This is a genomic window from Paenibacillus marchantiophytorum, from assembly GCF_014640555.1.
Lineage (GTDB): Bacteria > Bacillota > Bacilli > Paenibacillales > NBRC-103111 > Paenibacillus_E > Paenibacillus_E marchantiophytorum.
Window position 1 is genome coordinate 22,043 of record NZ_BMHE01000033.1, and the last position, 25,623, is coordinate 47,665.

Here is a 25,623-nt window from a genome sequence, read left to right on the forward strand (position 1 = left end):
TTCGTCAACACGGATTATCGAATCTTTTATTAATAAGAAATCTTGGAAGCTCATCTGATGAAAATTATGCAAAAATCTTAATGACTGAAGATAAAAGGTGTCCATTCCTAGATTCCGAAAAATTATGCGGTATACAAAAAAAGGTGAAGATTACCTATCGGCTACATGCTTCAGAGTTTCCACTATACAATAACAAAATTGATGGAGTTATAGAGCAGTCGGGCACGATGTCGTGTCCAGAAATAGCAAGACTAGCCCTTCTTAGATACAAGAAACCTCCAACTGAACAATAAAAATAAAATACTACCTATTTTTGGGATATATGCATTTTTTCAAGAGAAAACACAATTAAAACAATATAACGAGATTAATGGGGTAATAATTAAATATACAAATCTAACTTTATTAAGATTTCAGGGCGGTAATTTTAATCAAAGATTTTTAGAGTGTTATGCAGAGAATAATTATCAAGAAGCATATAATGGTTTATATTTGCCATTCATGTCTAGTCGGGAATATATATTAGAAAATTATCATGTTAATTATATATATAAGAATATGTTTCCAATTTGGAGTATTTAAATGACGTCATGAAAATACTTAGTAAGAATCAATATACGAGTATGTCATATATGGAAATTTTAATCAGAAACTAATAAATACTGTGTTCTTTTAAACCGAGCAAATCATGAAAAATATTTTTGAAAATTCTAATATAAATAGTTCCTCCTTCCGATATAAAAGATATATGTATATCTTCGGATGGGGGTTTATTCTATGAGTATCAATAGCCCAATTGGTGGGTTTGGTAATTCTGGCGGAGACAGCAGGCCGGTTTCTGAACCAGTTAAGGTTCACAAAGTGGATGAGATCGGGACAAATAATGCAGCAGCATTTATTGCATCCAGTATAACGAATACCTCTGAACTCAAACAAGCGGAGATGCAAGGAGAAAATGTGACGATTAGTGATGCTCAGGTAGTAAAAGCTATCGAACATGCAATCAAAGCAATTCAGGGCCGAACGACATCACTCGAATTCTCTATTCATCAAAAAACAAAGTTGATCTCAGTCAAAGTATTAGATAAAGATACGGGTGAAACTATTCGTGAGATTCCACCGGAAAAGAGTTTAGACTTTGTCGCAAAGCTTTGGCAAATGGCTGGAATTCTGGTAGACGAAAAGAGATAAAATAAGAGCAATGAGGTGAAAGTATGGTAACTCGTTTAAGTGGTTTCTCGAATTCCGGTATTGATATCGACGATACAGTTAAAAAGCTAATGAAAGCTGCTAAAATTCCGCAAGATAAATTGAAACAGCAAAAGCAATTATTAGAGTGGCAACGTGATGATTATCGTGCGATCAATACGAAAATTTTGACTTTTCGTAGTGCAGCTTCTGATATGACTCGTCAAGCGGCATTTCAGACTAAAAAGTCGACTTCGGCCGATGATAGTGTAGTTTCGGTGACTTCAACGGCTACAGCTCCAGAAGGAATCTATTCTATTAAGGTTAACAAATTGGCAACTTCAGCCTCAGTGACATCGGAAGCCGTTGGCAAGTCATCAGATAAGGCACTGCTCAATACGATTGACGCAGCCTTCACCAAAGCAGCAACGTTGTCGATTGGTGGAGAAAAGGGTACGGCTACTGTGGTCATAAAGCCAACCGATACGATTGCTGGCTTAGTGGCTGCAGTTAACGGTAAAACAAGCACAACAGGTGTAACGATGAGTTATGATTCTACATTAGACAAATTCTTCTTTGCCTCTTCATCAACAGGCAGTAAAGCAGGCATAGATTTAAAAATGGACAGTGAAGAGAACGGCCATAATCTCCTAACGTCTGTAATGAAGCTTACAGCAGCTTCAACACCACTATCAACAGACGTGGTAGATAAAGCTAAAGTAATTACTGGTACGCAAGCTTTTGCAACGGGTTCTGCTACATTAATAGATGGTTCAATGGCAACGCCTCAGAAATTTCATATGGAAGCTAACGGTCAGATATTGGATTTCGATGTTAGTAAAACAACAACAGTAGGTCAGTTAATTGACCAAATTAACAGCTCTGATATTGGTAAATCTGGTGTGTCTGCTTATCTAGATAAGAATAACAAGCTTGCTTTTAATAATCCCGATAAGACTAAGCCGGTTACATTTACAGACGGTACTAGTGATGCTTACAATTTACTTGATAAGCTAGGGGTTAAAACACCGACTGAAACTACGGATTTAGACTTTTCATCGTTTAAAATTACCGGTCAAAAAGCGGAAGTAGAATTTAATGGTGCAACTGCTCAGTATGATACCAATACTTTCTCTATTAGCGGTATGAATATTACCATTAAGAAAGCCCAGGCTACAGGTGCGACTGCCGTTAATATCACGAATACTCGTGATGTGGATACTGTCTTTAACTCTATCAAATCTTTTGTTGACAAATACAATGAATTAATAGATACAGTAAACACAAAATTAACAGAGAAGAAGTATAAAGACTTTACACCTCTTACGGATGATCAACGTACGGCTATGAAGGATGATCAAATTACGACTTGGGAAGCTAAAGCAAAAAGTGGAACTCTTCGCAGTGATTCGTTGCTAACTAGCGGGTTATCTTCTTTTAGATCTGCTTTCTCAAGTGCCATCGAGGGACTGCCAGTAGGAAACGCCAAAACGTTATCCCAAATTGGTATCTCCACTGCAAACATCAGTGGTACTAGCGTTTCAGGCAGTTATCTTGAGAACGGTAAAATTTATATCGACGAGGATAAACTGAAGAAAGCAATTGCCGAGAAACCGGACGAAGTTATGGCATTATTTATAGCTAATGATGGAGTGAAGGAAACGGATAAAGGCGATGGCTTGGCTAGGCGCTTATCCGATAAAGCAGATGCTTTGTTTAAAAATATTTCGGCTAAAGCAGGAATAACGAGCAGTGTAGATACAAGTTACCTAATGGGCAAGACCTTAAAAGATATGAACAAGCGTATTGATAATTTCAACGATAAATTGGAAGATCTTGAAAAACGTTACTATAATCAATTCACATCCATGGAAAAGTACATGAATCAAATGCAAGCACAAAGTGCGAATTTAACCAAACAAATGGGCGGCTAATAAGAGTCCTACTTTAAACTAGGGGGAAATAACCATGATTCAAGCCCAACGCAATAAATACTTGGAGAATACGGTACAAACGGCAAGCCCAGCACAGTTATTAATTATGCTTTGTGATGGAGCCATTCGATTTTGCCGTGCAAGTATTGAGGCTTTGAAAAGTAACAACTACCAGGACGCTAACACCAACCTAGTCAAGGTACAGGACATTATTAGCGAGTTCTCTATTACGATTGATCGTAATGCTCCAATCTCAGGGGATTTGCTGAAGCTGTATGAATATTTCACGCATCGACTGATTGAAGCAAATATGAAGAAGTCGACAGAGCCTGCTGAAGAGGTTCTAGGTTATCTTGTCCAATTGAAAGAAACTTGGATGCAAGCTGCTAGACAAGCCAATGGAAGCGGGGCATCAGCCTCAACGCCAACCGGAGCTTCTTATGGATAGGCTGGTAACAGATCTTGAGCAGCTTACGCAACAAGGATTAGCGGAGCTAGTGACGATGGATGCTGAGCGTCTTGGGGCATTTATGGAGCAGCGAAGTAACATTATGACGGCACTTTTACAAGTTACTTCTACTTCGACGAATAAAGAGGCTTACAAGGATCGTATTCAAGCTGTTCTAAGTCTAGATCCCATATTTCTTCGTAAGTTGGAACAATTTCGTGATGAGGCAAGCTCTCAGCTGACCAAGTTAGACACAGGCAAGATCCAACGCAACGCCTACGACACCCATTACGACCCAGAAAGCTATTTTTTCGATCGAAAAAAATAAGATACACAAAACCTCTTGCCGCGGCAAGGGGTTTTTACTTTTCTCCCTGTATTCAAGCTTCTGTGGACAAAAGCATTCAACAAAATTAGGCTTGTGTATAAATCAACCCAAAAGAGCCTTGCTTATTCCCTAGACTTATTTCTCTATCCTGTGGATAATGTGCACAAACCTGTGTATAACTTTGTTAATAAAGTGTAAATAAGCCCGCCACGACAAGTTTCTACAAATTTCTCACTTATCCACGACTTGTATATACGCGAATTTTCTAAATATTTAATTTATTGTTAAGTTTGAAATTGACAGGTCAAGCGCAGGGGTGATATAGTCGAAAAGTAAGGGCTTACATTTTTTAAGACGAAGGGATTGTGTACGTTATGCAAGGTAAAGTGAAATGGTTTAACGCGGAAAAAGGTTATGGTTTCATTGAACGTGAAGATGGTGGGGATGTGTTCGTGCATTTCTCAGCGATTCAATCTGAAGGGTTCAAAACGCTGGACGAAGGTCAAGCCGTTGAGTTTGACATCGTAGAAGGCGCACGCGGACCACAAGCAGCTAATGTAAGCAGACTATAACCATTCGGTACGAGGTACCGCTTGTATACATCTAAGAGCACACTCTAGGGAATACTCCTAGGGTGTTTTTTTTGCACAGCTTAGCGCGGAATTTAAAGGAATTATGAAGATGAGGGTGGAATGTAGTATACTGTAAGTAAGGAAGGGAGATGTTTAACTATGATGATTAGCATACGCGGAGAACACCTTGAAGTAACTGAAGCCCTTAGGGACTATGTGGACAAGAAATTGACCAGACTTGAGAGGTATTTTGAAGCCCCCCTTACATCTGATGTACAAGTGAAATTAAGTGTGATTAAAGGGCTGCAATCCATTGAGGTTAGCATTCCACTGACGGGCGTGCTGCTCCGAGCTGAGGAACGCAATACAGATATGTATGCTTCCATTGATTTAGTTGTGGACAAGTTGGAACGTCAAATTCGCAAACACAAAACGAAAACGAACCGCAAAATTCGCCAAGATGGCGGGAAGCGTGACCTATTTAAAGTCGAAACTTCTGCTGTCACCTATGTGGATGAGGAAGAAGATTTTGAATTGGTTCGGAACAAACGCTTTGATTTGAAACCGATGGATGTGGAAGAAGCGATTCTTCAAATGAACATGGTTGGGCATAGCTTCTTTGTTTTCTCCAATATGGACACAGACACGGTAAATGTCGTTTATAAACGCAACGATGGTAAATACGGACTTATAGAGCCAGCTATTTAAGAAGTTTAGCCCTTATACTTTCCCCTAAAATGAGCTTGATTCGATTCTGTCGAATTAAGCTTTTTTATATGCATTCATTTTAAACTTCGAATCAATACTACTTAAATAAGCAAGAAGCTGATCTTTTTACAGGATATGGACAGTTTATAAGTAAGTAGGCATGAGCGTTTGTTGCGGCAAGGCTGTCAAAAGTGGTACAATTTAAGGATACGAATGCAATAGAAAGGGGTTCACCGATGCTAGGACTAGTGAAGAAAATTTTTGGTGATTCCAATGAACGGGAAATTAAACGGATGGTTAAAGCTGTTGATTACATCAATGAGCTTGAGGCTACTATTAAGCCGCTATCCGATGAAGAATTAAGAGGCAAGACAGTTGAGTTCAGAAACCGCTTGGAAAAAGGCGAGGAACTGGACGATTTGCTGCCTGAAGCTTTTGCTGTTGTTAGAGAAGCGGGTTTGCGTGTACTAGGTAAACGTCATTATGATGTTCAACTTATCGGAGGTATGGTGCTGCATGAAGGCCGTATCGCGGAGATGCGAACAGGGGAAGGGAAAACGCTCGTAGGAACGCTCCCTGTATATTTGAACGCTTTGCTTGGCAAAGGGGTTCATGTGGTTACGGTCAATGACTATTTGGCACAGCGGGATAGCGGCGAAATGGGCCAGATCTATGAGTTCCTTGGTTTGACGGTTGGGGTAAATCTGCATGATTTATCTCACGAAGAGAAACAAGCTGCTTATGCTTGTGATATTACGTATGGAACGAATAACGAATATGGTTTCGACTATCTTCGTGACAACATGGTGCTTTACAAAGAGCAAATGGTTCAGCGGCCGCTTTATTTTGCGGTTATCGATGAGGTTGATTCCATCCTGGTCGATGAGGCGAGAACACCGTTGATTATTTCCGGACAAGCTGCGAAGTCTACGGATTTGTATTACGCGGCTGACCGTTTCGTGAGCACTTTGAAAGTAGAAGAAGATTACACAATAGATATTAAAGTGCGTTCCGTAGCTCTTACTGAAGAAGGGGTAGCTAAATCGGAGCGTGCATTCGGCATTGAGAACTTATTCGATCATCAGAATGTGAATATTAATCATCACGTGACCCAAGGGCTTAAAGCACGTTTCATTATGAAACGCGATGTGGATTATGTGGTACAAGATGACGAAGTCATGATTGTTGATGAATTTACAGGCCGTATTATGACAGGCCGTCGTTATAGCGATGGGCTGCATCAGGCGATTGAAGCCAAAGAGCAGCTGCAAGTTCAGAATGAGAGCATGACGCTGGCAACGATTACGTTCCAGAACTATTTCCGGATGTACCGCAAGCTGGCGGGGATGACGGGGACAGCGAAGACGGAAGAGGAAGAGCTCAAGAAGATTTATGGTCTTGAAGTTATCATTGTTCCGACGAACCGTCCGATGATTCGTAAGGATATGCCGGATGTGGTGTACAAGTCAGAAATGGGTAAATTCAGAGCAGTTGTTGAGCAAATCTTAGAGCGCCATAAGCTGAATCAACCGGTTCTAGTCGGTACCGTTTCAATTGAGAATTCCGAGGTCTTATCGGATATGCTCAAGAAGAAAGGCGTTCAGCACAAAGTATTGAATGCGAAGTATCATGCGGAGGAAGCTGAAATCGTAGCACGCGCAGGTCAACCGGGCTCTGTGACGATTGCGACGAACATGGCAGGCCGCGGTACGGACATTGTGCTCGGTGAAGGCGTACATGACGCAGGCGGACTGCATATCATAGGTACAGAACGTCATGAAAGCAGACGGATCGATAACCAGCTGCGCGGACGCGCAGGCCGTCAAGGCGACCCTGGTTCTTCCCAGTTCTACCTCTCCCTAGAGGATGAACTGATGAAACGCTTCGGCGCGGAGAATATCATGGCGATGATGGACCGCCTCGGGATGGAAGAAGATCAACCGATCGAGAGCAAATTAATTTCCCGCGCAGTAGAATCGGCGCAAAAACGCGTAGAGGGCAACAACTTCGACGTGCGTAAAGTCGTTCTTCAATACGATGATGTAATGAACCAACAGCGTGGTATTATCTATAAACAACGTCGCGAGCTTCTGGAGTCCGACAACATTCGTGAAGTTATTGAAGGTATGATTACTTCTGTGATTGAGCGCGTGGTGAAAGCGCACTGTCCCGAAGAGCAGATTCCGGAAGAGTGGGAAGTTCAAGAAGTGGCTAACTTCGTGAACAACAATTTGCTGCATGATGATGCACAAATTACGGATCAAGATCTATGGGGCAAAGAGCAAGAAGAGGTTATTGAATTTATTCAAGCTCTTGTCAGCAAACGATACGACGAGCGTGAAGAAGAAATCGGCGCTGAATTCATGCGTGAATTCGAGAAGGTTGTCGCTCTTCGTGCGGTAGACAGCAAATGGATGGATCATATTGATGCCATGGATCAGCTTCGCCAAGGTATCCACCTTCGTGCATACGGCGGTACGGATCCGCTTCGTGAATACCAATTTGAAGGTTTCGAAATGTTCCAAGAGATGATTGACAACATCCGCGAAGAAGTCGCGATGTATATCATGAAAGCTCACGTTCAAAGCAACCTGGAGCGCCAAGCGGTAGCCGAAGGTCAAGCGGTGGATACGAAGAACGAAGCTGGCGGCAAGAAACCACTGGTGCGCGGCGAAGAGCAGCGTATCGGGCGCAACGACCCATGTCCTTGCGGCAGCGGGAAGAAGTTCAAACAGTGCCATGGCCAAGGCAGCTAAGCAGGATTACCCGGCTGCGGCTAATTAACCCGAATTGCAGGGGCACAAGAGAATAAAGAGGTGTAAGACATGCTAGAACCAGAAGTGAAGCAAGACTTAAGAGAAACAGCAAAGCGACTAACTGAATTACGGGGGTCTCTTTGACTTAGATCATAAGTTGGAAGCGATCGGGGATTTTGAGGAAAAAATGGGGGCGCCGGACTTTTGGGATGATAACGAACGTGCCCAGAAGACCATCGCTGACCTCAACGTCGTCAAAAGTGTTGTTGATGAATTCAACGGCTTCTCGAACGCGTTCGATGACCTGCAGGTCATGGTCGAGCTTGAGGAAGAGGAAGCCGATACGGGGTTGGCGGCCGACATTGAGGATGGCATCGCCGCACTTATGAAGAAGCTCGAAACGTTCGAGCTTGGTTTATTGCTGAATCAGCCGTATGACCGGCTGAATGCCATTCTTGAGCTGCATCCCGGTGCCGGCGGCACCGAGTCGCAGGACTGGGCGGAGATGCTGCTGCGCATGTACCGCCGCTGGGCAGAGAAGCGGGGCTATAAAGTCGAGGTCCTCGACTATTTGCCCGGCGACGAAGCCGGCGTGAAGAGTGTCACGCTGCAGATCACAGGCTTCAATGCCTACGGCTATTTGAAGGCGGAGAAGGGCGTGCATCGGCTCGTCCGCATCTCGCCGTTCGATGCCTCAGGAAGGCGTCACACGTCCTTCGTGTCGTGCGACATCATGCCGGAGATTGAGGACGATACAGAGGTTGAGATCCGCACCGAGGATCTCAAAATCGATACGTATCGTGCCAGCGGCGCCGGCGGTCAACACATCAACACCACGGATTCGGCCGTGCGGATTACGCACATGCCTACCGGTGTCGTGGTGAGCTGTCAGCAAGAGCGCTCGCAGATCAAGAACCGCGAGAAAGCGATGAAAATGCTCCGCTCCAAGCTGTATGAGAAGAAGATCGAAGCGAACTTAAAGCACTTGGCTGAGATTCGCGGCGAGCAATCCGACATTGGCTGGGGCAGCCAAATTCGTTCGTATGTGTTTCATCCCTATAGCATGGTCAAAGATCACAGAACTTCGGCGGAGACAGGTAATGTAGGCGCGGTTATGGATGGAGATCTCGATACGTTCATTGATGCTTATCTACGTCATCAGATTCGGAAGCCGGATAGTGAAGTGTAGTTGGAACAGGGCGCATTATGCTGCGCTCAGGAACACTGCGCATACCTGAAGCCATAGACGATCATCCTACACCTTAGAAGGTGTAGGATTTTTTGTGAGAGGAGGGCTGCTCGTGCCCAGAAAAGAACCGAGGATACGGATCGGAAGTCCTTCCCATACCGTATTGGAGTATACGTTATTAATTATTGGCTCGCTTATCATGGCCGCGAGTTTTAATAGTTTTTTGAATCCGAATCAGATTGCCACTGGAGGGGTTTCGGGGATTTCAACCATCGTGCAGCATATGACGAATCTGAATCCTGCGATTACACAGTGGGCATTAAATATACCCATTTTCCTATTAGCGTTGTGGTTGCTGGGTGGGCAGTTTGGGGTGAAGGCCGCGGTTGGATCGGTTATTTTTCCGCTATGTGTCCTGTTAACAAGCCATCTAGGCGTACCTACTCAGAATCCTTTATTAGCAGCAGTCTATGGCGGGATGGGAGTTGGGCTTGGGTTAGGCATCGTTTTTCGCGGACGCGGTTCGACGGGTGGATTGGGTTTGGCTGCTCAAATCCTGCATAAATACTCCGGTTTAAGCCTAGGTTTTTCGGTAGCCGTTTTTGATGGTTTAGTCATCATAAGCTCAGCTTTGATTTTCACACCGGAGAATGCGCTTTATGGTATGATCGGGTTGTTTGTCACAACGAAAACGATAGATGTCGTACAACTAGGCTTCAACTATGCCAAAGTAGCCTTTATCATTTCGGACCATACGGAGGCTATTCGCAAAGCGATTTTATATGATTTGGATCGGGGACTTACCGAGTTGAATGGATCGGGAGGTTTCACGGGGGAATCCCGCACGGTTATGATGGTGGTCGTGAAACAGAACGAGGTTAGCCGTTTGAAAACGTTGGTGCAATCGGTGGACCCGCAGGCTTTTGTGATCTTGAGTGAAACGAATGAGGTGCTGGGCGAGGGTTTCAAGAGACATGCTTAGCTTAGGGAATAGTGGAGGAAAGCCGCACTCGAGTGCGGCTTTTTTTGGAATGGGGTAAGCGATAGGGGATCGGGTGTGTTTTGTGTATAACTATACTCATTCGCAAATATCTTGTGGGTAAATTGTGGATAAGCTGTGGATAAGGCCAGTAGTTACCCACATTCGAGCCAACTCGTCTAGCCCACATAGACAAAATTTGCTTGTTTGCCGTTCATTTTGGGATAATAGAAGCATTCCGTAATATGATTCTGTTTTCGGGGTTTTTTATGCAAATGATGCGTGAATTTGATGCATATTATGTATATTTTCGCGGAGATAATCGGTTTGCGCAGGCCTTTGCGATAAATCCAAAAAGTCCTTGAAACGGCCTGATAAAAAACCGATTTATTGTCAAAAAACGCACAAAAAAATTGATTGAGTTATTATGTATACGACTGTATAATAATACATATATTTTGAGGACGTCTGGGGGAAATTCAAATGAGTCACGGCATAAGAGCGGCTATTATTGGTGCCACAGGGTACGGTGGTGCAGAGTTAATTCGTTTATTGCAGGCGCACCCGTTAGTTCAAGTAACTTCGGTGATCTCGACTTCGAATGCCGGAGCACCGCTTGCGGAGCATTTTCCGCATTTGCAGGAAATCGTTCTGGATGTGCTGGATGTATTGGATGTTGACCTTATCGCAGGCAAAGCAGATGTTGTTTTCCTGGCAACGCCAGCAGGTGTGAGTGCAGAACTTTCACCCAAATTATTGGCAGCTGGATTGAAAGTTATTGATATTTCTGGAGATTTGAGATTGAAGTCGTCTGCGGATTATGAAAAATGGTACAAAAAACCGGCCGCTTCCGAAGAGACGCTGGCTCGTTCGATCTACGGTCTGTCCGAAGTGTTCGGGGACGAAGTGAAAGGGAGCGATCTGATCGCCAATCCTGGCTGTTATCCAACAGCTACGCTGCTTGGTCTGGTACCTGCTGTTGCAGCGGGCTGGATCGACCCTTCGACGATTATTATTGATGCTAAATCCGGCGTGTCCGGTTCTGGGCGAGGCGTGAGCTTGGGTGTTCATTATTCCGAAGTGAATGAGAATTTAACTGCATATAAAGTGAATAAACATCAGCATATTCCGGAAATCGAGCAAGCGCTCGGTCGGATTGTCGGCAAGCCAGTGATTACAACGTTCACCACGCACCTTGTGCCGATGACTCGTGGTATTATGGCTACGATGTATGCCTCTGTGAATGGAGAGCATGCGCTGGAAGATTTCGTAGAGCTGTATAGCCAGTATTATGAAGGCAGGAAGTTTGTGCGTATTCGCAAGAATGGCAAACTGCCTTCAACGAAAGAAGTATTCGGCTCGAACTATTGTGACATCGGTTTTGCTGTGGATGAACGTACAGGACGTGTGACGATTGTTTCGGTCATTGATAATGTGGTGAAAGGCGCCGCAGGTCAGGCGATTCAGAATTTAAATATTATGCAGGGCTGGGACGAAACGACAGGGCTGTTGTTCGCACCGGTGTATCCATAACGCGAAGATGAGGATAGGTGAAGAACGAACATGCTAGAGCAAGGTAGCTTTACTGTCGTGCCAGAGGGCACGGTTACGACGCCGAAAGGCTTTCGTGCAGGCGGTCTGCACTGTGGATTGAAGAAGACGGAGCGCTATGATTTGGGCGCAATCGTCTGTGAAGTGCCAGCGGCAGCGGCGGGTGTGTACACGCTGAACGCATTCCAGGCGGCGCCGCTTCGCGTGACGCAAGAAAGCATCGCCCACAGCGGCAAGCTGCAGGCGATGATCGTCAACAGCGGCAACGCCAATGCGTGCACCGGCGAGCAAGGCGAGCAGGACGCGCGTGCGATGCGCGCCGCCAGCGCGAAGGCGCTAGGCGTGGCGGAGCATCACGTCGGCGTGACGAGCACTGGCGTCATCGGCGAGTTATTGCCGATGGGCAAAGTTCTTAGCGGCATCGAGCAGCTGCCGGGCCGTGTGAAAGCAGACGGCGGCGAAGACTTCTGCCAATCGATCCTGACAACGGATCTTACGCAGAAGATGACGTGTGTCCGTGTTGTGGTGGGCGGCAAGGAAGTCCATATTGCCGGGGCAGCCAAGGGTTCGGGGATGATTCACCCGAACATGGCGACGATGCTCGGTTTCATGACAACCGATGCGCCGATTGAGAGCGTACACCTGCAGCAATTGCTGAGCAGGATTACGGACAGCACCTTCAACATGATCACCGTTGACGGAGACACAAGCACCAACGACATGGTCGTGGTGATGGCTAGCGGGCTGGCCGGCGGCGAAGCTTTGAATCCGGAGCATCCGGATTGGGAAGCGTTCGCGGCAGGGTTCCAGTACGTTGGCGAATACCTCGCCAAAGCGATTGCGCGCGACGGCGAAGGCGCGACGAAGCTGATCGAGACGACGGTCATCGGCGCAGAGAGCGAAGATGCGGCTCGCAAGATCGTTAAGTCGATCATCGGATCGAGCTTGGTGAAGTCGGCTGTTTATGGAGCTGACGCGAACTGGGGTCGGATCATTGCGGCAGTCGGATACTCCGGTCAGCCGGTGAACGTAAACACGGTCGATATTCGCCTTGGCGATATCGCGGTGTTGGAGCAGTCTCGTCCAGTGAAGTTTGACGAGGAAGCGGCGCTTGCTTATTTGAAAACAGACACGATTCAAATTCACGTGAATTTGCATATGGGCACTGGCAAGGCAACAGGCTGGGGCTGCGATTTGACATATGATTATGTGCGGATCAATGCGGCTTATCGCACATAAGGAAGCAAAGGGGAACGAACGGCTGTGAAGAACAATTGCTTTGTGATGAAATGCGGCGGGAGTACGCTTGCGGCTTTACCGTCCAGCTTTTTTGAAGATATGCGTCAGCTTCAGGAGGAAGGTATCGTGACTGTCATCGTACACGGCGGCGGTCCGGCAATCTCTGAGACGCTTGGGAAGCTCGGTATTGAGTCAGGATTCGTGAACGGTCTGCGGGTGACGAGTGAAGCGGTGTTGGACGTTGTGGAGATGGTGCTTTCCGGCCAGATCAATAAGGAAATCGTTCGCCGTATTCAATTGACGGGTGCAGCAGCGCTCGGATTGTCCGGTGTAGATGGACATTTGATCGAAGCGAAGCCGGTGGCGAATAGTCACGAGGTAGGTCTGGTTGGCGATGTAACCAAGGTTAACGCTGAGTTGATTCAAGGAATCGTGAATATGGGCTATATTCCGGTCATTGCACCGGTTGGACTTGGCGCAGATGGCGGACAGCGTTACAACATTAATGCGGATACGGCAGCAGGAGCTGTTGCATCTCATCTCGGTGTGGAGCAGATGGTTGTTGTGACAGACGTTCCAGGCATCATGAGTACGGTGGACGGCGAGAAGCAGGTGCTGCCGGTTGTAAGTGTAGCAGAGATTGAAGACATGATCGTGAGCGGTGAGATCTACGGGGGCATGATCCCTAAGGTCCGCGCAGCGATTGCTTGTATACAGGGTAAGGTGCAGGAAGTTGTTATCGTGAATGGTTCTGAGCCGAATGTGCTGAGTAAAGTGCTGAAGGGCACTGGCATTGGTACGCGGATTGTGCGTTAGCAGGAATTTCGCGCTTAAAGTGTGCGAATCCACGCTTTGGGCGAGACGCGAGAGTCCGTAAGGCTGATTTACAGCGTTAACATAGGCGAATGGCTGAATTTGGATGGGTTAAGACTGAATTTCGCGCTTAAAGTGAGCGAATACACGCTTTAGGCGAGACGCGAGAGTCCGTAAGGCTGATTTACAGCGTTAACATAGGCGAATGGCTGAATTTGGATGGGTTAAGGCTGAATTTCGCGTTTAAAGTGAGCGAATCCACGCTTTGTGCGGGATGCAAGGGGCCATAAGGCTGATTTACAGCGTTAACACAGACGAACAGCAGAATTTAGATGCGTTAAGGCTGAATTTCGCGCTTGCGCACTGAAATAACCACTAAGGAGGGAATGTACATGACAGAAACGGGAAAAAGCTCGCTCTTTCCAACTTACGCCAGATATCCGATTACATTGGTGAAGGGGGAAGGCAGCCGACTGTGGGATGACACAGGCAAGGAGTACATCGATCTGATGAGCGGCATCGCGGTGACGAACCTCGGACACGCGCCTCAAGCGGTGAAGGAGAAGCTAATTAAACAGCTGGATCAGCTTTGGCATGTGAGCAATCTTTTTCATATTCCGAATCAGGAGAAGCTGGCTACTTTGCTTACGGACAACAGCTGTGCGGACGCGGTATTTTTCTGTTCCACGGGTGCGGAAGCGAATGAGGCGGCAATCAAGTTAGCGCGTCGCTACTCGCAGAAGGTGCTGAACAATGGTCGGTATGAGATTATCACGTTCAACATGTCGTTCCACGGACGTACGCTGGCTACACTGACCGCTACAGGTCAGGAGAAAGTGAAGGAAGGCTTCCATCCGCTTCCTGGCGGTTTCGTTTATGCGCCTTATAACGATATCGAGGCTGTACGCAGTCTCGTGAATGATAAAACATGTGCGATCATGCTCGAAATGGTGCAAGGCGAAGGCGGCGTTCTGCCGGCCGATCCGGAATTCGTGACGCAGATTGCTGAGCTTTGCAAACAAGAGAATTTGCTGTTAATTGTGGATGAAATCCAAACAGGTATCGGACGCACGGGCAAATTATTCGCGTATGAGCACTACGGCGTGGAGCCGGATATTTTCACCTTGGCCAAAGGTCTTGGCGGTGGTTTCCCGATTGGTGCTATGCTTGGCAAGGCGCATTTGGCTGAAGCTTTCAGCGCTGGCAGTCACGGCTCGACGTTTGGTGGAACACCGATTGCGACTGCGGCGGCTCATGCGGCTTTGGACACGATTATTTCGGAGAAATTGTCTGAACGTGCAGCCGAGTTAGGCGAGTACACGGTGAAGAAGCTGGAAAGCAAGCTGGCCGGCAATCCATTAATCGCGAAGATTCGCGGCGTTGGACTTCTTATCGGCATCGAATGTACACAACCAGCTGGAGACATTATCAGCGAGATTCACAAACAAGGTGTGCTGGTTATTCCGGCAGGGCCGAACGTGATTCGTTTGGTGCCGGCTTTGACGATACCGCAAGCAGATTTAGATCAAGCACTCGACGTAGTGTGCGGTGTCCTCTCCCAGAAGGCATCGACCATCAGCAGCATTTAGACAGAGTTAAACGTAGAGAGGTTGGATGAAATGAATAGTACCTTACAAGAAGAAATGGCTGCCCAACTGAAGGGCAAAGATTTTCTTGCTTTGGTTGATTATACACCGGAAGAAATCGAATACTTGATTCACTATGGCATCGAGCTTAAACGCAAGCAGAAGGCCAGAGAGCCTCACGCTGTTTTAGCGGGTAAAACGCTGGGGATGATTTTCGAGAAATCATCGACGCGTACGCGTGTATCTTTCGAAGTCGGGATGTACCAGCTCGGAGGTCAGGCGTTATTTTTAAGCAAAAATGACCTGCAGCTTGGACGCGGAGAAACCGTTTGGGATACAGCGCAAACGTTGTCGCGTTACCTGGACGGCATTATGATTCGTACGTACGAGCATCGTAAAGTGATCGATCTTGCGCGTGGATCAACGGTTCCAGTTATCAATGGGCTGACTGATTATGCGCACCCTTGCCAAGTGATGGCCGATTATCAAACGGTTCTGGAGAAAAAAGGCCGCTTGAAAGGGATCAAGGTTGCTTACATCGGTGATGGCAACAATATGGTTCATTCCCTGATGATGGGCGCGAGCAAATTGGGCATGGACTTCGCGATTGCTTCACCGGAAGGGTATGACCCGGACCAGGAAGTAATCCAGATTTCCAAGGAAAATGCTGCGCAATCCGGCGGCAGCGTGCTGCTTACGCGCGATCCGCGCGAAGCGATTGAGAATGCCGATATCGTCTATACCGACGTATGGGCAAGCATGGGCTTTGAAGCGGAGCAGCAGGAACGCGAAGTCGCTTTCAAAAATTTCCAAATCAACGAAGCACTGGTGAAGTATGCGAAACAAGATTACTTGTTCATGCACTGCTTGCCTGCCCACCGTGGGGAAGAAGTGAGCGAGGGCGTCATTGATGGCGCGCATTCGATCATTTTTGACCAAGCAGAGAATCGTCTTCATGCGCAAAAGGCTATTATGGCCGCGACAATGATATAATTGCTAGCAATCAGCAGAATTAGAAACGGAGAGATTAGTAGACATGGCTAAGGAAAAAATCGTACTCGCTTATTCCGGCGGACTGGATACATCGGTAATTTTGAAATGGTTAAAAGAGACTTACGACGCGGAAATTATCGCTTTCACAGCGGATATCGGGCAAAAAGATGAGCTCGACGGTCTGGAAGAAAAAGCGCTGAAAACCGGCGCATCCAAAATCTACATCGATGACCTGCGCGATGAATTCGCGAAGGATTTCATCAACACGATGTTCCAAGCGGGTGCTCTCTATGAAGGGCAATACCTGCTCGGCACGAGCATTGCGCGTCCGTTGATCGCGAAGCGCATGGTCGAGATCGCCCGCGCTGAAGGCGCAACAGCGATTGCGCATGGCGCAACCGGCAAAGGGAACGACCAAGTGCGCTTCGAACTTACAGCAGCGGCGCTGGCGCCTGAGCTGTCCGTTATCGCGCCTTGGCGTTTGGAACAATTCCGCGAGGAGTTCCCAGGCCGCGCAGAGATGATCGCCTATGCCGAGAAGCATGGCATTCCGGTAACGGCATCGGCGGCGAAGCCGTATTCCACAGACCGCAACCTGCTGCACATCTCCTTCGAGAGCGGCATGTTGGAGGATCCTTGGTTCGATGCTGCGCATGACGACAACAAAGGCATGTACGTCTTGAGCGTAGCCCCAGAAGACGCTCCGAATGAAGCGGAATACATTGAGCTTGAGTTCGATAAAGGTGACTGTGTGGCTATCAACGGAGCCACATTGACTCCGCTGCAAGTGATGGAAACCTTGAATGAAATCGGCGGCAAGCACGGCATTGGTCGTGTGGATATGGTGGAAAACCGTTTCGTTGGCATGAAGAGCCGCGGCGTGTACGAAACTCCGGGCGGTACGATCCTCTTCACGGCTCACCGCAAAATGGAATCCCTCACAATGGACCGTGATGTGATGCACCTTCGTGATTCCTTGATTACGAAATATGCGACACTGGTCTACAACGGCTTCTGGTTTGCGCCGGAGCGTTTGGCGATCCAAGCGCTTGTGGCAGAAAGCCAAAAGAACGTTTCAGGTACAGTGCGTTTGAAACTATACAAAGGCAATGTAATCGGCGCTGGCGTCAAAAGCCCAGTATCCCTATACAACCCAGATATTGCAACGATGGAAGCAGATCCGACGAAAGCATACGATCAAGGCGACGCAACTGGTTTCATCCGCTTGAACGCGCTTCGTTTGAAAGTATCTTCCGGCGTGGAGCAAAACGCGAAGAAATAAGTTCGCAGTCTTTCAAGGGCTTTCCCACTGTGGAAAGCCTTTGGGCTGTCTATTTGAGAGGGGTAGTGCAACGTGTCAAAGCTTTGGGGTGGACGATTTACGAAGCAAACCGACCAATTGGTCGAAGAATATACAGCATCGATTACATTTGATAAAGAGTTGGCTGAGGAAGATATTCAAGGCAGTTTGGCGCATGTGACGATGCTGGGCAAATGCGGTATTTTGCCTGCTGAAGACGTAGAGAAGATCAAAGACGGCCTGCTGCAAGTTCAAGGCATGATCCGCCGCGGCGAACTTGAGTACACGATTCAGAATGAAGATATTCATATGAATATCGAGAAAACGTTAATCGACCTGATTGGTCCTGTTGGCGGCAAGCTGCATACGGGCCGCAGCCGCAACGACCAAGTGGCAACGGATATGCATCTCTACCTGCGCAAGCGGGTTGTCGAGTTTGTTGGGCACCTGATCAAGCTGCAGGAAGCACTGATCGACCAAGCCAAAAACAACATTGATACGATTGTTCCGGGTTATACGCATCTACAGCGTGCGCAGCCGATCCTCTTCGCACATCACTTGATGGCTTACGTCAGCATGTTCCAGCGCGACTTGGAGCGCTTGCAGGACAGCTACAAGCGCGTAGATATTTTGCCGCTTGGCGCTGGCGCGCTCGCCGGCACGACGTTCCCGATCGACCGCCATTTCGTGGCGGAGCAGCTTGGGTTCGGACGCGTGTACGAGAACTCCCTGGATGCGGTCAGCGACCGCGATTTCATCCTGGAGTTCCTCTCTAACGCGTCCATGATCATGATGCACCTTTCTCGCTTCAGCGAGGAGATGGTGCTGTGGTCTTCGACCGAGTTCGCCTTCGTCGAGCTCGACGATGCTTTCTGTACCGGCAGCTCGATCATGCCGCAGAAGAAGAACCCGGACGTGGCGGAGCTCGTCCGCGGCAAAACCGGCCGCGTCTACGGCAACTTGTTCGGTCTGATGACCGTGCTCAAGTCGCTGCCGCTGGCCTACAACAAGGACATGCAGGAAGATAAAGAAGGCATGTTCGATACGGTTCGCACCCTGCAAGGGGCGCTGCAATTGTTCGCTCCGATGGTCGCTACGATGAAAGTCAATACGGATCGTATGAGACAAGCTGTTAACCAAGACTTCTCCAACGCTACGGATATTGCGGATTACCTTGTTAACAAAGGCCTGCCTTTCCGCCAAGCGCACGAAGTGATCGGTAAAACAGTTCTGTACTGCATCCAGAACCAAAAATATTTGCTCGACATGAGCATCGAGGAATTCAAAACGTTCTCCGAACTGTTCGAATCCGATATTTATCAAGTTTTGCAACCGGAGCAAGTGGTCAATGCGCGTAATGTCTTTGGTGGAACAGCAAGCAACCAAGTGACAGAAGCGATTGCTCGCGCGGAGCAAGTTTTGGTTCAATCCAACGAGTGGCTGCGAGCTTTTCTAGAAAAAAGCAAATAAACAAAAGCCTTCAAACTCATCGGTTTCGATGGGAATGAAGGCTTTATTATTAGTTGTTGGTTACTGAGATGGAACCCGTATCGGTTTGAACTTTCACTTGTTTGCTGCCATCACCGATGGAACCTTTGGCCGAATGACGCCCACTATTCTCGTTGCGCTCCATATTGACACCTGGGATAGTTAGATTAACATTGCCTATATCCGATCTTAAATCAAAACTTGCGTTCTTCGGAGCGGGATCCAATCTAAGGCGAATGCTGCCTACGTCCGATTGCAGCGAAACGGAATCACCGATATCGTTTAATTTCGCTGTGATACTACCGGTATCTGTTCTTAAAGCCACATTGCCCTGACCATTGTCGACGGTAATGCTTCCTGTATCCGTTCGTAGATTAAGCTGCTTTCCTTCATAACGGTCTATTGAAATATTGCCTGTATCTGTGGATGCTTCCAAGCTTGCCGCTTTGATTTCTTTGAGATGAATAGCTCCTGTATCGGAAGAAATGGTGATAGCTTTGAACATTTTATCGGGAAGGGAGATTTCTGTTTTTAGCTGTTTGCCGCGACTGGCAATCAGGCTTTTTAGCTCGGACAAACTAATGCCAATATTAATTTGATTTTTTTTATGCGTAGCAACATTTACCCGCCACACGTTATTTCCTTCCGTAGCTGCATCAATGACGCAATCTTGGGCAGCCTTTTCCCCTACTGTTCCTACCAAGTGCACTTTAATTTCATCGGAATTGCTCGGAACAAAGGTGATCCCGGAGATATCATTTTGGAGAATTAACGTATCGATGTTAGCGGCGGAAATTTTCTTTTCGATATCGATGTTGACTATTCCCTCGTTCAGGTCGACGCTTTTGAAAGAGACAGCTGCTCCAATAAGCCCAATGGCCAAGCAGGCAAAACCAATCAGCAAGAAAAATTTAGGTCCACGTTTCATGGCTTACGCCCCCTTTATCAATTTGGCATTGAATTGGATATAGGTCCAAGTGAGTTTGAAGAATACTTTGAACAGCCAGGAGCTGAACGTCGTTAGAATGATTCCCAAGCCAAACAAAGCGAGCATGGCAAATCCGATAAAGCGCATATCGTTGTCGAAGGCTCCCGTAAAGGTAGTGAGAACTTCGATGATGGGTGCGATAATTAGCGCAAAGCCTGCAACAAATAACGCGATCAAGGTCGCGAATATACCGAACCAGGGTCCAACGATGAAGATAAGGTTGAAGAAACCAAGCCCAATGCTGACGATAATCGCCTTAATTCCCGTCTCTGGCTTCACCGGATAAGGATGGGGGGCATTATTTGCATACGGGTTCGTTTGATAAGGCGGCGTATACGGCGGAAATCCGTTCGTTTCAGGGGCCTTGGTAGGTGCCGGTGGTGGTGTTGGTACTGATATTGGCTCCTGCTTGGTATATGCCTTCTTCTCTACGGGCTCAGTGAATGTGCTGCCTGATGGCTCCTTTTGGCTGCTTGGCGCTTCCTTCTGCCCATCCCACTGAGGTACGCGCGGGTAGCCTAGCGATTGAGCTACATCGTCCTCCTGTTTCCCGTTTTCAAGTGCTTTTTGAAATAATTCTTCATAGACAGACAATATATTTTGGCGCTCCTTCTCGGGAAGTCCACGCAGTCGATAGTTTAATTCTTTGAAATAATCGATTTTACTCATCGTCTAACCTCCTGTTTGCTATTCCGTACTCTCATCATAATAAAAAAAAGTCATAGTGACGTAGTAACTACAGTCACATGACCTTAGTAATTAACGAAAGGAAGGTCCCTTTACCCCATCTTCGAGGATTGGCTGCTTGGATTCATTGGGCAGGCCTTCTTCCGGTTTGATATCACCACGATTGGCTGCGATTAAGGTAGGGACTGGTGAATACTGATCCTTAGAGATGAGTTCTTTTTTCACAAGTATGCCGTTTTCCTTCTTTGTGCGATAAGTTTCTACTTTATAGCCAGCTTTACCGATGCTGACAGACCTAGTAGCTCCAAGCGGGAGGCTCGGATTATGCAAGTATTTAATTGGTGGCTGGATGGTTTCCACTATAGACGAGTCGATATCGTATGTGATTCCTGGTGACATATGTCCGAAAAGTTTTACGGTAACCGCCTGATCTGTGGTAATGGTTCGTATTAATAAATACGTATCTGTATTATTGCGAAATTTGAAGTTAATATAACCGTTGGCAAAAGTGGCATCCTGCCCAAGCGGGACATAGCTAACGGGCAGCGAATGATTGCGCCTTTCTATAATTTCAAGGCCACTTCGCAGAACAGCATTATATAGGGTCGTTGACACTTGGCAGATACCGCCTCCGATACCTGGGACGAGCTTGCCGTTGAGAATAACCGGGGCTTCCTTGTAGCCATATTTGGCCTCGGTTTGTGCAATGATTTTGCTATAGTCAAAGGTTTCTCCTGGGGCCATGAGCAAATCCTGAATGGAATCCGCTGTCGAGCGAATGTTGTGAATGCGGCCTTCCCCTGATGTTGGAAAAGAGGTCGTGAACTCTGATATTTTACCATCGATGCCTTGCTGCTTCAAATTCTCAACGGTTGTGGGCGGACTTTCCTCGTATAGAGGAAGAGTCAGTCGTATGGGAGCGGCATTGTGAATGGTCGAGACAGATGGCGTGACTTCTTGCAAGTGTTCGGATAAGTGGGCAAAGTCGACACGCAGCACTTTTCGCTCGCGTTCATAGAGAATTGAATCTTGTGGGGTCACTACTCTTTTGGCTGGAGCGGGCTGCTGTGCATAGAGCGTTTGCCAAGCCTCTTTTACCGCGGCACTGAGCTGTGTTTCATTGACGGAAACCTCTAATGGGATAGCGGCATGGCGTAGTGTCCAGCGAGCTTGGATGCGATGGAGAGGGGAACTTTGGAACAGTTGTTCAAGGGAATTTGAGAGCGCTTCAGTTTGATAATGAATACCTAGCTGACCTAGTGTTAATTGTCTGTTGGGGATATCAGGGTAAGAGGTTTCTATTTGAATTGGATAGGCAATGAGCAGCTCCAGTCGTTGTCTCAATTGTTGTTGGAAGGCTTCATAGGGCATACCTCCGACACGCCAGCCTGCAACAGAGAAATTCGCTGGTAGAGTAGCCTGAGATCCGTAGACATAGAGAGCTATGCCAAAGGCGCTTAGCAGTCCTGCGAGAATCGATGCAAAGAGGGTAATTTTTGCGAAAGGGTATGACATGTCTAGTGGCTCCTTTACATACGAATGAGTTACGGGCATGTACTACCATATGTATCTTCTTTGGCATCATTTTATTACTAAATCCTTATTCGGGTGAATTATGTACAAATCATGTTATAATGACGGTATTCCGCATGAATTTCAATGCGTTTTTAGAAGGAATATCCGCTTTTGTGTCGAATGGATATAGGCTATCAATAAAGCAGAGAGACTTTGAGCTCCGCTCAAAGATCCCTATATTAGGATGTGATATTGTGATCGAAATGCAGGACGTATGGAAAACGTACTCCAACGGCACTCATGCATTGCGAGGGATTAATGTAAAAGTGGACCGCAACGAGTTCGTTTATGTTGTTGGACCTTCCGGCGCAGGTAAATCGACATTTATGAAGTTGATGTATAGAGAAGAAAGGCCGACCAAAGGGCAGATATTCGTCAATGGGTTTAATCTAGAAAAGCTGAAACAACGCAAGATTCCTTATTTGCGCCGCAATATTGGCGTCATCTTTCAGGATTATCGCTTGCTTCCCAAGCTGTCTATTCTTGAAAATGTAGCTTTCGCTATGGAAGTTATTGAAGCGCCTAAGAAACAAATCAAGAAACGCACGATGGAAGTGCTCGAGCTTGTGAAGCTCAAGGACAAGGCGAATTCGCTGCCGTCACAGCTTTCTGGAGGCGAACAGCAGCGCGTAGCGATTGCCCGGGCAATAATTAACAACCCATCCGTCATTATCGCCGATGAACCGACAGGAAATCTCGACCCCGAAACATCATGGGGCATTATGAAATTGATGGAGGAAATTAATTTCCGCGGCACGACGATAGTCATGGCTACGCATAACAAAGAGATCGTGAATACGATGCGTAAACGAGTCATTGCAATCGAGAATGGCCTTATTGCTCGCGACCAGTTACGGGGGGAATACGGCTATGAAGATTAGCACGGTTGCGCGCCATTTGCGAGAAGGCACAAGAAATGTGGTCCGAAATGGTTGGATGACATTTGCTTCGATCAGCTCTATTGCTATTTCTTTATTGATTCTAGGGATTTTCGTTCTTATCACGTTGAATGTAAACGATATTGCCGCCCAGATTGAAGATCAGGTAGAAATTAATGTGTATCTCGAGGTTAATACTTCGCAAGAGCAAATTAATACGTTACAATCCCAAATCAAAGGGATCAACGAGGTCAAGTCGATCAAATTCGTTTCCAAAGAAGAAGGATTAGTGTATTTGCGCGAGAAGCTTGGCGATAGCGGGAAAGCCTTGCTAGATGGATTCGAGGGTGACAACAACCCACTGAACGATGCTTTCACGATTGAAGTGGATGATCCGAGAAATGTAGCCGCGGTTGCTGATCAAATTAGCGCTTTGAACATCGGCAAAGATCCTAAGCCCATTTATAAAGTGAACTACGGCAAAGGCACGGTGGAAGCTTTATTTAAAGTGACGCAAATTGCTCGCTGGGTTGGCTTTGGCATCGTGATTTTATTGTCTTTCACAGCTGTTTTCCTGATTGCCAATACGATCAAAATTACGATCTTAGCCCGTCGCAAAGAAATTTCGATTATGAAAATGGTGGGGGCGACGAATTCGTTTATTCGTTGGCCGTTCTTTATAGAAGGCGCCTTGCTTGGTTTCATCGGCTCGGTTATTCCGGCCGCGCTGATCCTGGGGGGCTATTGGAAGCTGCTTCATCTAAGTTCGTTGAACTTGAACTTGCTTATGATTGAATTGACGCCTTTTGGGAGGATTGCTCCTACGATGGCGGTGCTATTGTTAGGGATTGGAATGGTTATTGGGATCTGGGGTTCCCTAATCTCCGTCCGCAAATTCCTTCGCGTTTAAGTGGTGGCTAAATAAGCCCACTTTGATAACGAAGTTGAACTTGAAGCTTATTCGGCATCGAATCTTGAATGAAAATGGGGCACTGTGGTACTCATGTAGCTAGCTACACTCCGTTCCTCCTGCCCTCATTTTCATCCAACCTTCTCGGTTCTGAAAGCCGATTTTTAAAGCTTTTATTTATGTTTTCATAGATTCAAAGATTAAGAGATTCGCAGAATACAAGATTCATAATGATTCATCAGGTAATTGAGGATGGGGAGGCTACGTGCTTGAAGAAGAAGATTCTACCCTTGGTGTTGACACTTGGGATTGCGGCTTCGCTTGCGGTTCCATATGCGGGATATGCCGCTTCTACAACGGAGAAGATCGATCAGCAGTTGACTCAGCTTAAGAAACAGAAGGCGGAAGCGCAGCAGAAGGCGAGTGACGCACAGAATCAAATTACCAAGGTACAGACGGAAAAAGATCAGACGACGAAGGATATGAATACCCTTCTTAATCAGGTCAATGAAGCTAGCAAGAAGCTGACGAATTTAAATGAGCAGATTGATCAAGTTACGGATCATTTAGAACTGAATGCCAAGCAATTGGACGAAGCGGTTGCGCGCGTGGAAAGCCGCGACAGCATGCTCAAATCCCGTGTTCGCTTAATGTATATGAATGGCTTTGTTTCTTATATGGACGTGCTGCTTAGCGCGACCAGTTTTAATGATTTCTTGAATCGTATAGAAGCTTTGAAGTCGATTGTGAATCAAGATAAAGAGATACTAGTGTCGAATAAGAAAGATAAAGAAACAGTCACTCTGAAGAAGGAAGAAACGGAGAAGCAGCTTGAGCAGGTGAAGGTTCTGTACGCCAATGCGGATGCCCTTCGAGATGAACTGCAAGCCAAAGAGAAGGCTAAAGAAGTTAAGATTGCCTCTTTGTCCAAGCAGGAGAAAGTTCTCGAAGATATTTCAGAGGAAAGCGATAAGCAGATTACGCAAATTGCGAAGCAGGAAGCGGATCTTCAGGAGAAGAAGCGGGCTGCCAGCAAAGCTAAATCTCCTTTTACCTACACAGGTGGGAAATTGGGCTATCCATTAGCGGCTCAAGCGCCTCTAACCTCTGATTTCGTTGATCGGATTAATCCGGTAACAGGCAAAGCAGAGAGTCATAAAGGCATCGATTTGGGGGCTCCGAAAGGGACGGGCATTCTGGCTGCAGAGAATGGTTCGGTCATTTATGCCTCATGGATGAACGGTTATGGCAATTGCATTATTGTGGACCATGGCAATGGCCTCTGGACGTTGTATGGACATATCATGAATGACGGTATCTATGTCAAAGTCGGAGACGTCATTAAACGCGGGCAGAAAATTGCCGGTGTTGGCTCGACGGGACAATCGACAGGAAATCACTTGCATTTCGAGGTCAGACTCAATGAAGTTCCTAGAGATCCTAAACCGTACTTACGCTAGGACAACTTGGTTATAAAATGGGAATAGCTTGTCATATACTACAAACAGGCGAA

23 protein-coding genes are annotated in these 25,623 nt (G+C 46.7%); 20 read left to right on the forward strand and 3 right to left on the reverse strand.

The annotated features are described in order from the left end of the window. Nucleotides 1–381: 381 nt before the first annotated feature. The 17 genes from IEY34_RS38235 to argH all read left to right on the forward strand — a co-directional run bounded on the left by IEY34_RS38235 (nucleotide 382) and on the right by argH (nucleotide 19,054). A complete protein-coding gene (locus tag IEY34_RS38235) occupies nucleotides 382–582 on the forward strand; it encodes a hypothetical protein (protein ID WP_505816939.1) in 201 nt (66 codons plus the stop codon). Nucleotides 583–777: 195 nt separating this feature from the next. Then, nucleotides 778–1,191, forward strand: coding sequence for a flagellar protein FlaG (locus IEY34_RS24620; RefSeq protein WP_189016307.1), 414 nt, complete (start codon nucleotides 778–780; stop codon nucleotides 1,189–1,191). 23 nt (nucleotides 1,192–1,214) lie between these two features. Then, the gene (fliD, locus tag IEY34_RS24625) at nucleotides 1,215–3,122 is read left to right on the forward strand and encodes a flagellar filament capping protein FliD (protein WP_189016310.1); all 1,908 of its coding nucleotides are present in this window, start codon (nucleotides 1,215–1,217) and stop codon (nucleotides 3,120–3,122) included. A 34-nt stretch (nucleotides 3,123–3,156) separates the two neighbouring features. Continuing rightward, nucleotides 3,157–3,570, forward strand: a complete 414-nt coding sequence (gene fliS / locus IEY34_RS24630; RefSeq protein ID WP_189016313.1) for a flagellar export chaperone FliS — start codon at nucleotides 3,157–3,159, stop codon at nucleotides 3,568–3,570. After that, nucleotides 3,563–3,898 (forward strand): flagellar protein FliT, encoded by a 336-nt coding sequence (gene fliT / locus IEY34_RS24635; RefSeq protein WP_189016316.1) that lies wholly within the window; start codon nucleotides 3,563–3,565, stop codon nucleotides 3,896–3,898. The genes fliS and fliT overlap by 8 nt, the downstream gene beginning before the upstream one ends. 374 nt (nucleotides 3,899–4,272) lie before the next feature. Continuing rightward, complete coding sequence (locus IEY34_RS24640; RefSeq protein WP_028556842.1) at nucleotides 4,273–4,470, forward strand: cold shock domain-containing protein; 198 nt, start codon at nucleotides 4,273–4,275, stop codon at nucleotides 4,468–4,470. A gap of 159 nt (nucleotides 4,471–4,629) precedes the next feature. Beyond that, complete coding sequence (gene hpf / locus IEY34_RS24645) at nucleotides 4,630–5,178, forward strand: ribosome hibernation-promoting factor, HPF/YfiA family (RefSeq protein ID WP_189016319.1); 549 nt, start codon at nucleotides 4,630–4,632, stop codon at nucleotides 5,176–5,178. 236 nt (nucleotides 5,179–5,414) lie between these two features. After that, a complete protein-coding gene (gene secA / locus IEY34_RS24650) occupies nucleotides 5,415–7,934 on the forward strand; it encodes a preprotein translocase subunit SecA (RefSeq protein WP_189016335.1) in 2,520 nt (839 codons plus the stop codon). Nucleotides 7,935–8,003: 69 nt separating this feature from the next. Further along, nucleotides 8,004–9,123 (forward strand): peptide chain release factor 2 gene (prfB, locus tag IEY34_RS24655; protein WP_189016338.1). Its coding sequence is split into 2 segments (ribosomal slippage): nucleotides 8,004–8,075 and nucleotides 8,077–9,123, totalling 1,119 coding nucleotides; the frame shifts between segments, so codons are not numbered across the junction. A 112-nt stretch (nucleotides 9,124–9,235) separates the two neighbouring features. After that, nucleotides 9,236–10,105, forward strand: coding sequence for a YitT family protein (locus IEY34_RS24660; protein WP_373291329.1), 870 nt, complete (start codon nucleotides 9,236–9,238; stop codon nucleotides 10,103–10,105). A gap of 480 nt (nucleotides 10,106–10,585) precedes the next feature. Continuing rightward, entirely contained in the window at nucleotides 10,586–11,635 is a 1,050-nt protein-coding gene (gene argC / locus IEY34_RS24665; RefSeq protein WP_229757828.1) for an N-acetyl-gamma-glutamyl-phosphate reductase, read from the forward strand. A gap of 30 nt (nucleotides 11,636–11,665) precedes the next feature. Then, nucleotides 11,666–12,892, forward strand: a complete 1,227-nt coding sequence (argJ, locus tag IEY34_RS24670) for a bifunctional glutamate N-acetyltransferase/amino-acid acetyltransferase ArgJ (protein WP_189016341.1) — start codon at nucleotides 11,666–11,668, stop codon at nucleotides 12,890–12,892. Between the two features lie 45 nt (nucleotides 12,893–12,937). Further along, a complete protein-coding gene (argB, locus tag IEY34_RS24675; RefSeq protein WP_189016445.1) occupies nucleotides 12,938–13,708 on the forward strand; it encodes an acetylglutamate kinase in 771 nt (256 codons plus the stop codon). A gap of 389 nt (nucleotides 13,709–14,097) precedes the next feature. Next, nucleotides 14,098–15,294 carry an acetylornithine transaminase gene (gene argD, locus IEY34_RS24680; RefSeq protein ID WP_189016343.1) on the forward strand — a complete coding sequence of 399 codons (1,197 nt, stop codon included), beginning with the start codon at nucleotides 14,098–14,100 and terminating at the stop codon, nucleotides 15,292–15,294. A gap of 30 nt (nucleotides 15,295–15,324) precedes the next feature. After that, the gene (gene argF, locus IEY34_RS24685) at nucleotides 15,325–16,284 is read left to right on the forward strand and encodes an ornithine carbamoyltransferase (RefSeq protein ID WP_189016345.1); all 960 of its coding nucleotides are present in this window, start codon (nucleotides 15,325–15,327) and stop codon (nucleotides 16,282–16,284) included. A 43-nt stretch (nucleotides 16,285–16,327) separates the two neighbouring features. After that, entirely contained in the window at nucleotides 16,328–17,566 is a 1,239-nt protein-coding gene (locus tag IEY34_RS24690) for an argininosuccinate synthase (protein ID WP_189016347.1), read from the forward strand. 72 nt (nucleotides 17,567–17,638) lie between these two features. Further along, on the forward strand, nucleotides 17,639–19,054 hold the full coding sequence (gene argH / locus IEY34_RS24695; protein WP_189016349.1) for an argininosuccinate lyase: 1,416 nt from the start codon (nucleotides 17,639–17,641) through the stop codon (nucleotides 19,052–19,054). 49 nt (nucleotides 19,055–19,103) lie between these two features. On the opposite strand, the gene IEY34_RS24700 is transcribed toward argH, so the two are convergent. From IEY34_RS24700 to IEY34_RS24710, 3 genes are all read right to left on the reverse strand, one after another. Next, nucleotides 19,104–20,000 (reverse strand): DUF4097 family beta strand repeat-containing protein, encoded by an 897-nt coding sequence (locus IEY34_RS24700; protein ID WP_189016351.1) that lies wholly within the window; start codon nucleotides 19,998–20,000, stop codon nucleotides 19,104–19,106. Nucleotides 20,001–20,003: 3 nt separating this feature from the next. Then, on the reverse strand, nucleotides 20,004–20,729 hold the full coding sequence (locus IEY34_RS24705; protein ID WP_189016353.1) for an HAAS signaling domain-containing protein: 726 nt from the start codon (nucleotides 20,727–20,729) through the stop codon (nucleotides 20,004–20,006). Nucleotides 20,730–20,819: 90 nt separating this feature from the next. Then, nucleotides 20,820–22,262: a VanW family protein gene (locus IEY34_RS24710; RefSeq protein WP_189016356.1), complete on the reverse strand. Its 1,443-nt coding sequence runs from the start codon at nucleotides 22,260–22,262 to the stop codon at nucleotides 20,820–20,822. Between the two features lie 254 nt (nucleotides 22,263–22,516). On the opposite strand from IEY34_RS24710, the gene ftsE reads away from it, so the two are divergent. From ftsE to IEY34_RS24725, 3 genes are all read left to right on the forward strand, one after another. After that, the gene (gene ftsE / locus IEY34_RS24715; protein WP_189016359.1) at nucleotides 22,517–23,203 is read left to right on the forward strand and encodes a cell division ATP-binding protein FtsE; all 687 of its coding nucleotides are present in this window, start codon (nucleotides 22,517–22,519) and stop codon (nucleotides 23,201–23,203) included. Further along, nucleotides 23,193–24,110 (forward strand): permease-like cell division protein FtsX, encoded by a 918-nt coding sequence (ftsX, locus tag IEY34_RS24720; protein ID WP_189016362.1) that lies wholly within the window; start codon nucleotides 23,193–23,195, stop codon nucleotides 24,108–24,110. The genes ftsE and ftsX overlap by 11 nt, the downstream gene beginning before the upstream one ends. 269 nt (nucleotides 24,111–24,379) lie before the next feature. Next, a complete protein-coding gene (locus IEY34_RS24725) occupies nucleotides 24,380–25,570 on the forward strand; it encodes a murein hydrolase activator EnvC family protein (RefSeq protein ID WP_189016365.1) in 1,191 nt (396 codons plus the stop codon). Nucleotides 25,571–25,623: the final 53 nt, after the last annotated feature.

What these genes read in the sequence shown, in the direction of transcription:
- IEY34_RS24620 (WP_189016307.1), top strand. Translation starts at nt 778, where the DNA reads ATGAGTATCAATAGCCCAATTGGTGGGTTTGGTAATTCTGGCGGAGAC.
- fliD (WP_189016310.1), top strand. Translation starts at nt 1,215, where the DNA reads ATGGTAACTCGTTTAAGTGGTTTCTCGAATTCCGGTATTGATATCGAC.
- fliS (WP_189016313.1), top strand. Translation starts at nt 3,157, where the DNA reads ATGATTCAAGCCCAACGCAATAAATACTTGGAGAATACGGTACAAACG.
- fliT (WP_189016316.1), top strand. Translation starts at nt 3,563, where the DNA reads ATGGATAGGCTGGTAACAGATCTTGAGCAGCTTACGCAACAAGGATTA.
- IEY34_RS24640 (WP_028556842.1), top strand. Translation starts at nt 4,273, where the DNA reads ATGCAAGGTAAAGTGAAATGGTTTAACGCGGAAAAAGGTTATGGTTTC.
- hpf (WP_189016319.1), top strand. Translation starts at nt 4,630, where the DNA reads ATGATGATTAGCATACGCGGAGAACACCTTGAAGTAACTGAAGCCCTT.
- secA (WP_189016335.1), top strand. Translation starts at nt 5,415, where the DNA reads ATGCTAGGACTAGTGAAGAAAATTTTTGGTGATTCCAATGAACGGGAA.
- argC (WP_229757828.1), top strand. Translation starts at nt 10,586, where the DNA reads ATGAGTCACGGCATAAGAGCGGCTATTATTGGTGCCACAGGGTACGGT.
- argJ (WP_189016341.1), top strand. Translation starts at nt 11,666, where the DNA reads ATGCTAGAGCAAGGTAGCTTTACTGTCGTGCCAGAGGGCACGGTTACG.
- argB (WP_189016445.1), top strand. Translation starts at nt 12,938, where the DNA reads ATGAAATGCGGCGGGAGTACGCTTGCGGCTTTACCGTCCAGCTTTTTT.
- argD (WP_189016343.1), top strand. Translation starts at nt 14,098, where the DNA reads ATGACAGAAACGGGAAAAAGCTCGCTCTTTCCAACTTACGCCAGATAT.
- argF (WP_189016345.1), top strand. Translation starts at nt 15,325, where the DNA reads ATGAATAGTACCTTACAAGAAGAAATGGCTGCCCAACTGAAGGGCAAA.
- IEY34_RS24690 (WP_189016347.1), top strand. Translation starts at nt 16,328, where the DNA reads ATGGCTAAGGAAAAAATCGTACTCGCTTATTCCGGCGGACTGGATACA.
- IEY34_RS24700 (WP_189016351.1), bottom strand. Translation starts at nt 20,000, where the DNA reads ATGAAACGTGGACCTAAATTTTTCTTGCTGATTGGTTTTGCCTGCTTG.
- IEY34_RS24705 (WP_189016353.1), bottom strand. Translation starts at nt 20,729, where the DNA reads ATGAGTAAAATCGATTATTTCAAAGAATTAAACTATCGACTGCGTGGA.
- IEY34_RS24710 (WP_189016356.1), bottom strand. Translation starts at nt 22,262, where the DNA reads ATGTCATACCCTTTCGCAAAAATTACCCTCTTTGCATCGATTCTCGCA.
- ftsX (WP_189016362.1), top strand. Translation starts at nt 23,193, where the DNA reads ATGAAGATTAGCACGGTTGCGCGCCATTTGCGAGAAGGCACAAGAAAT.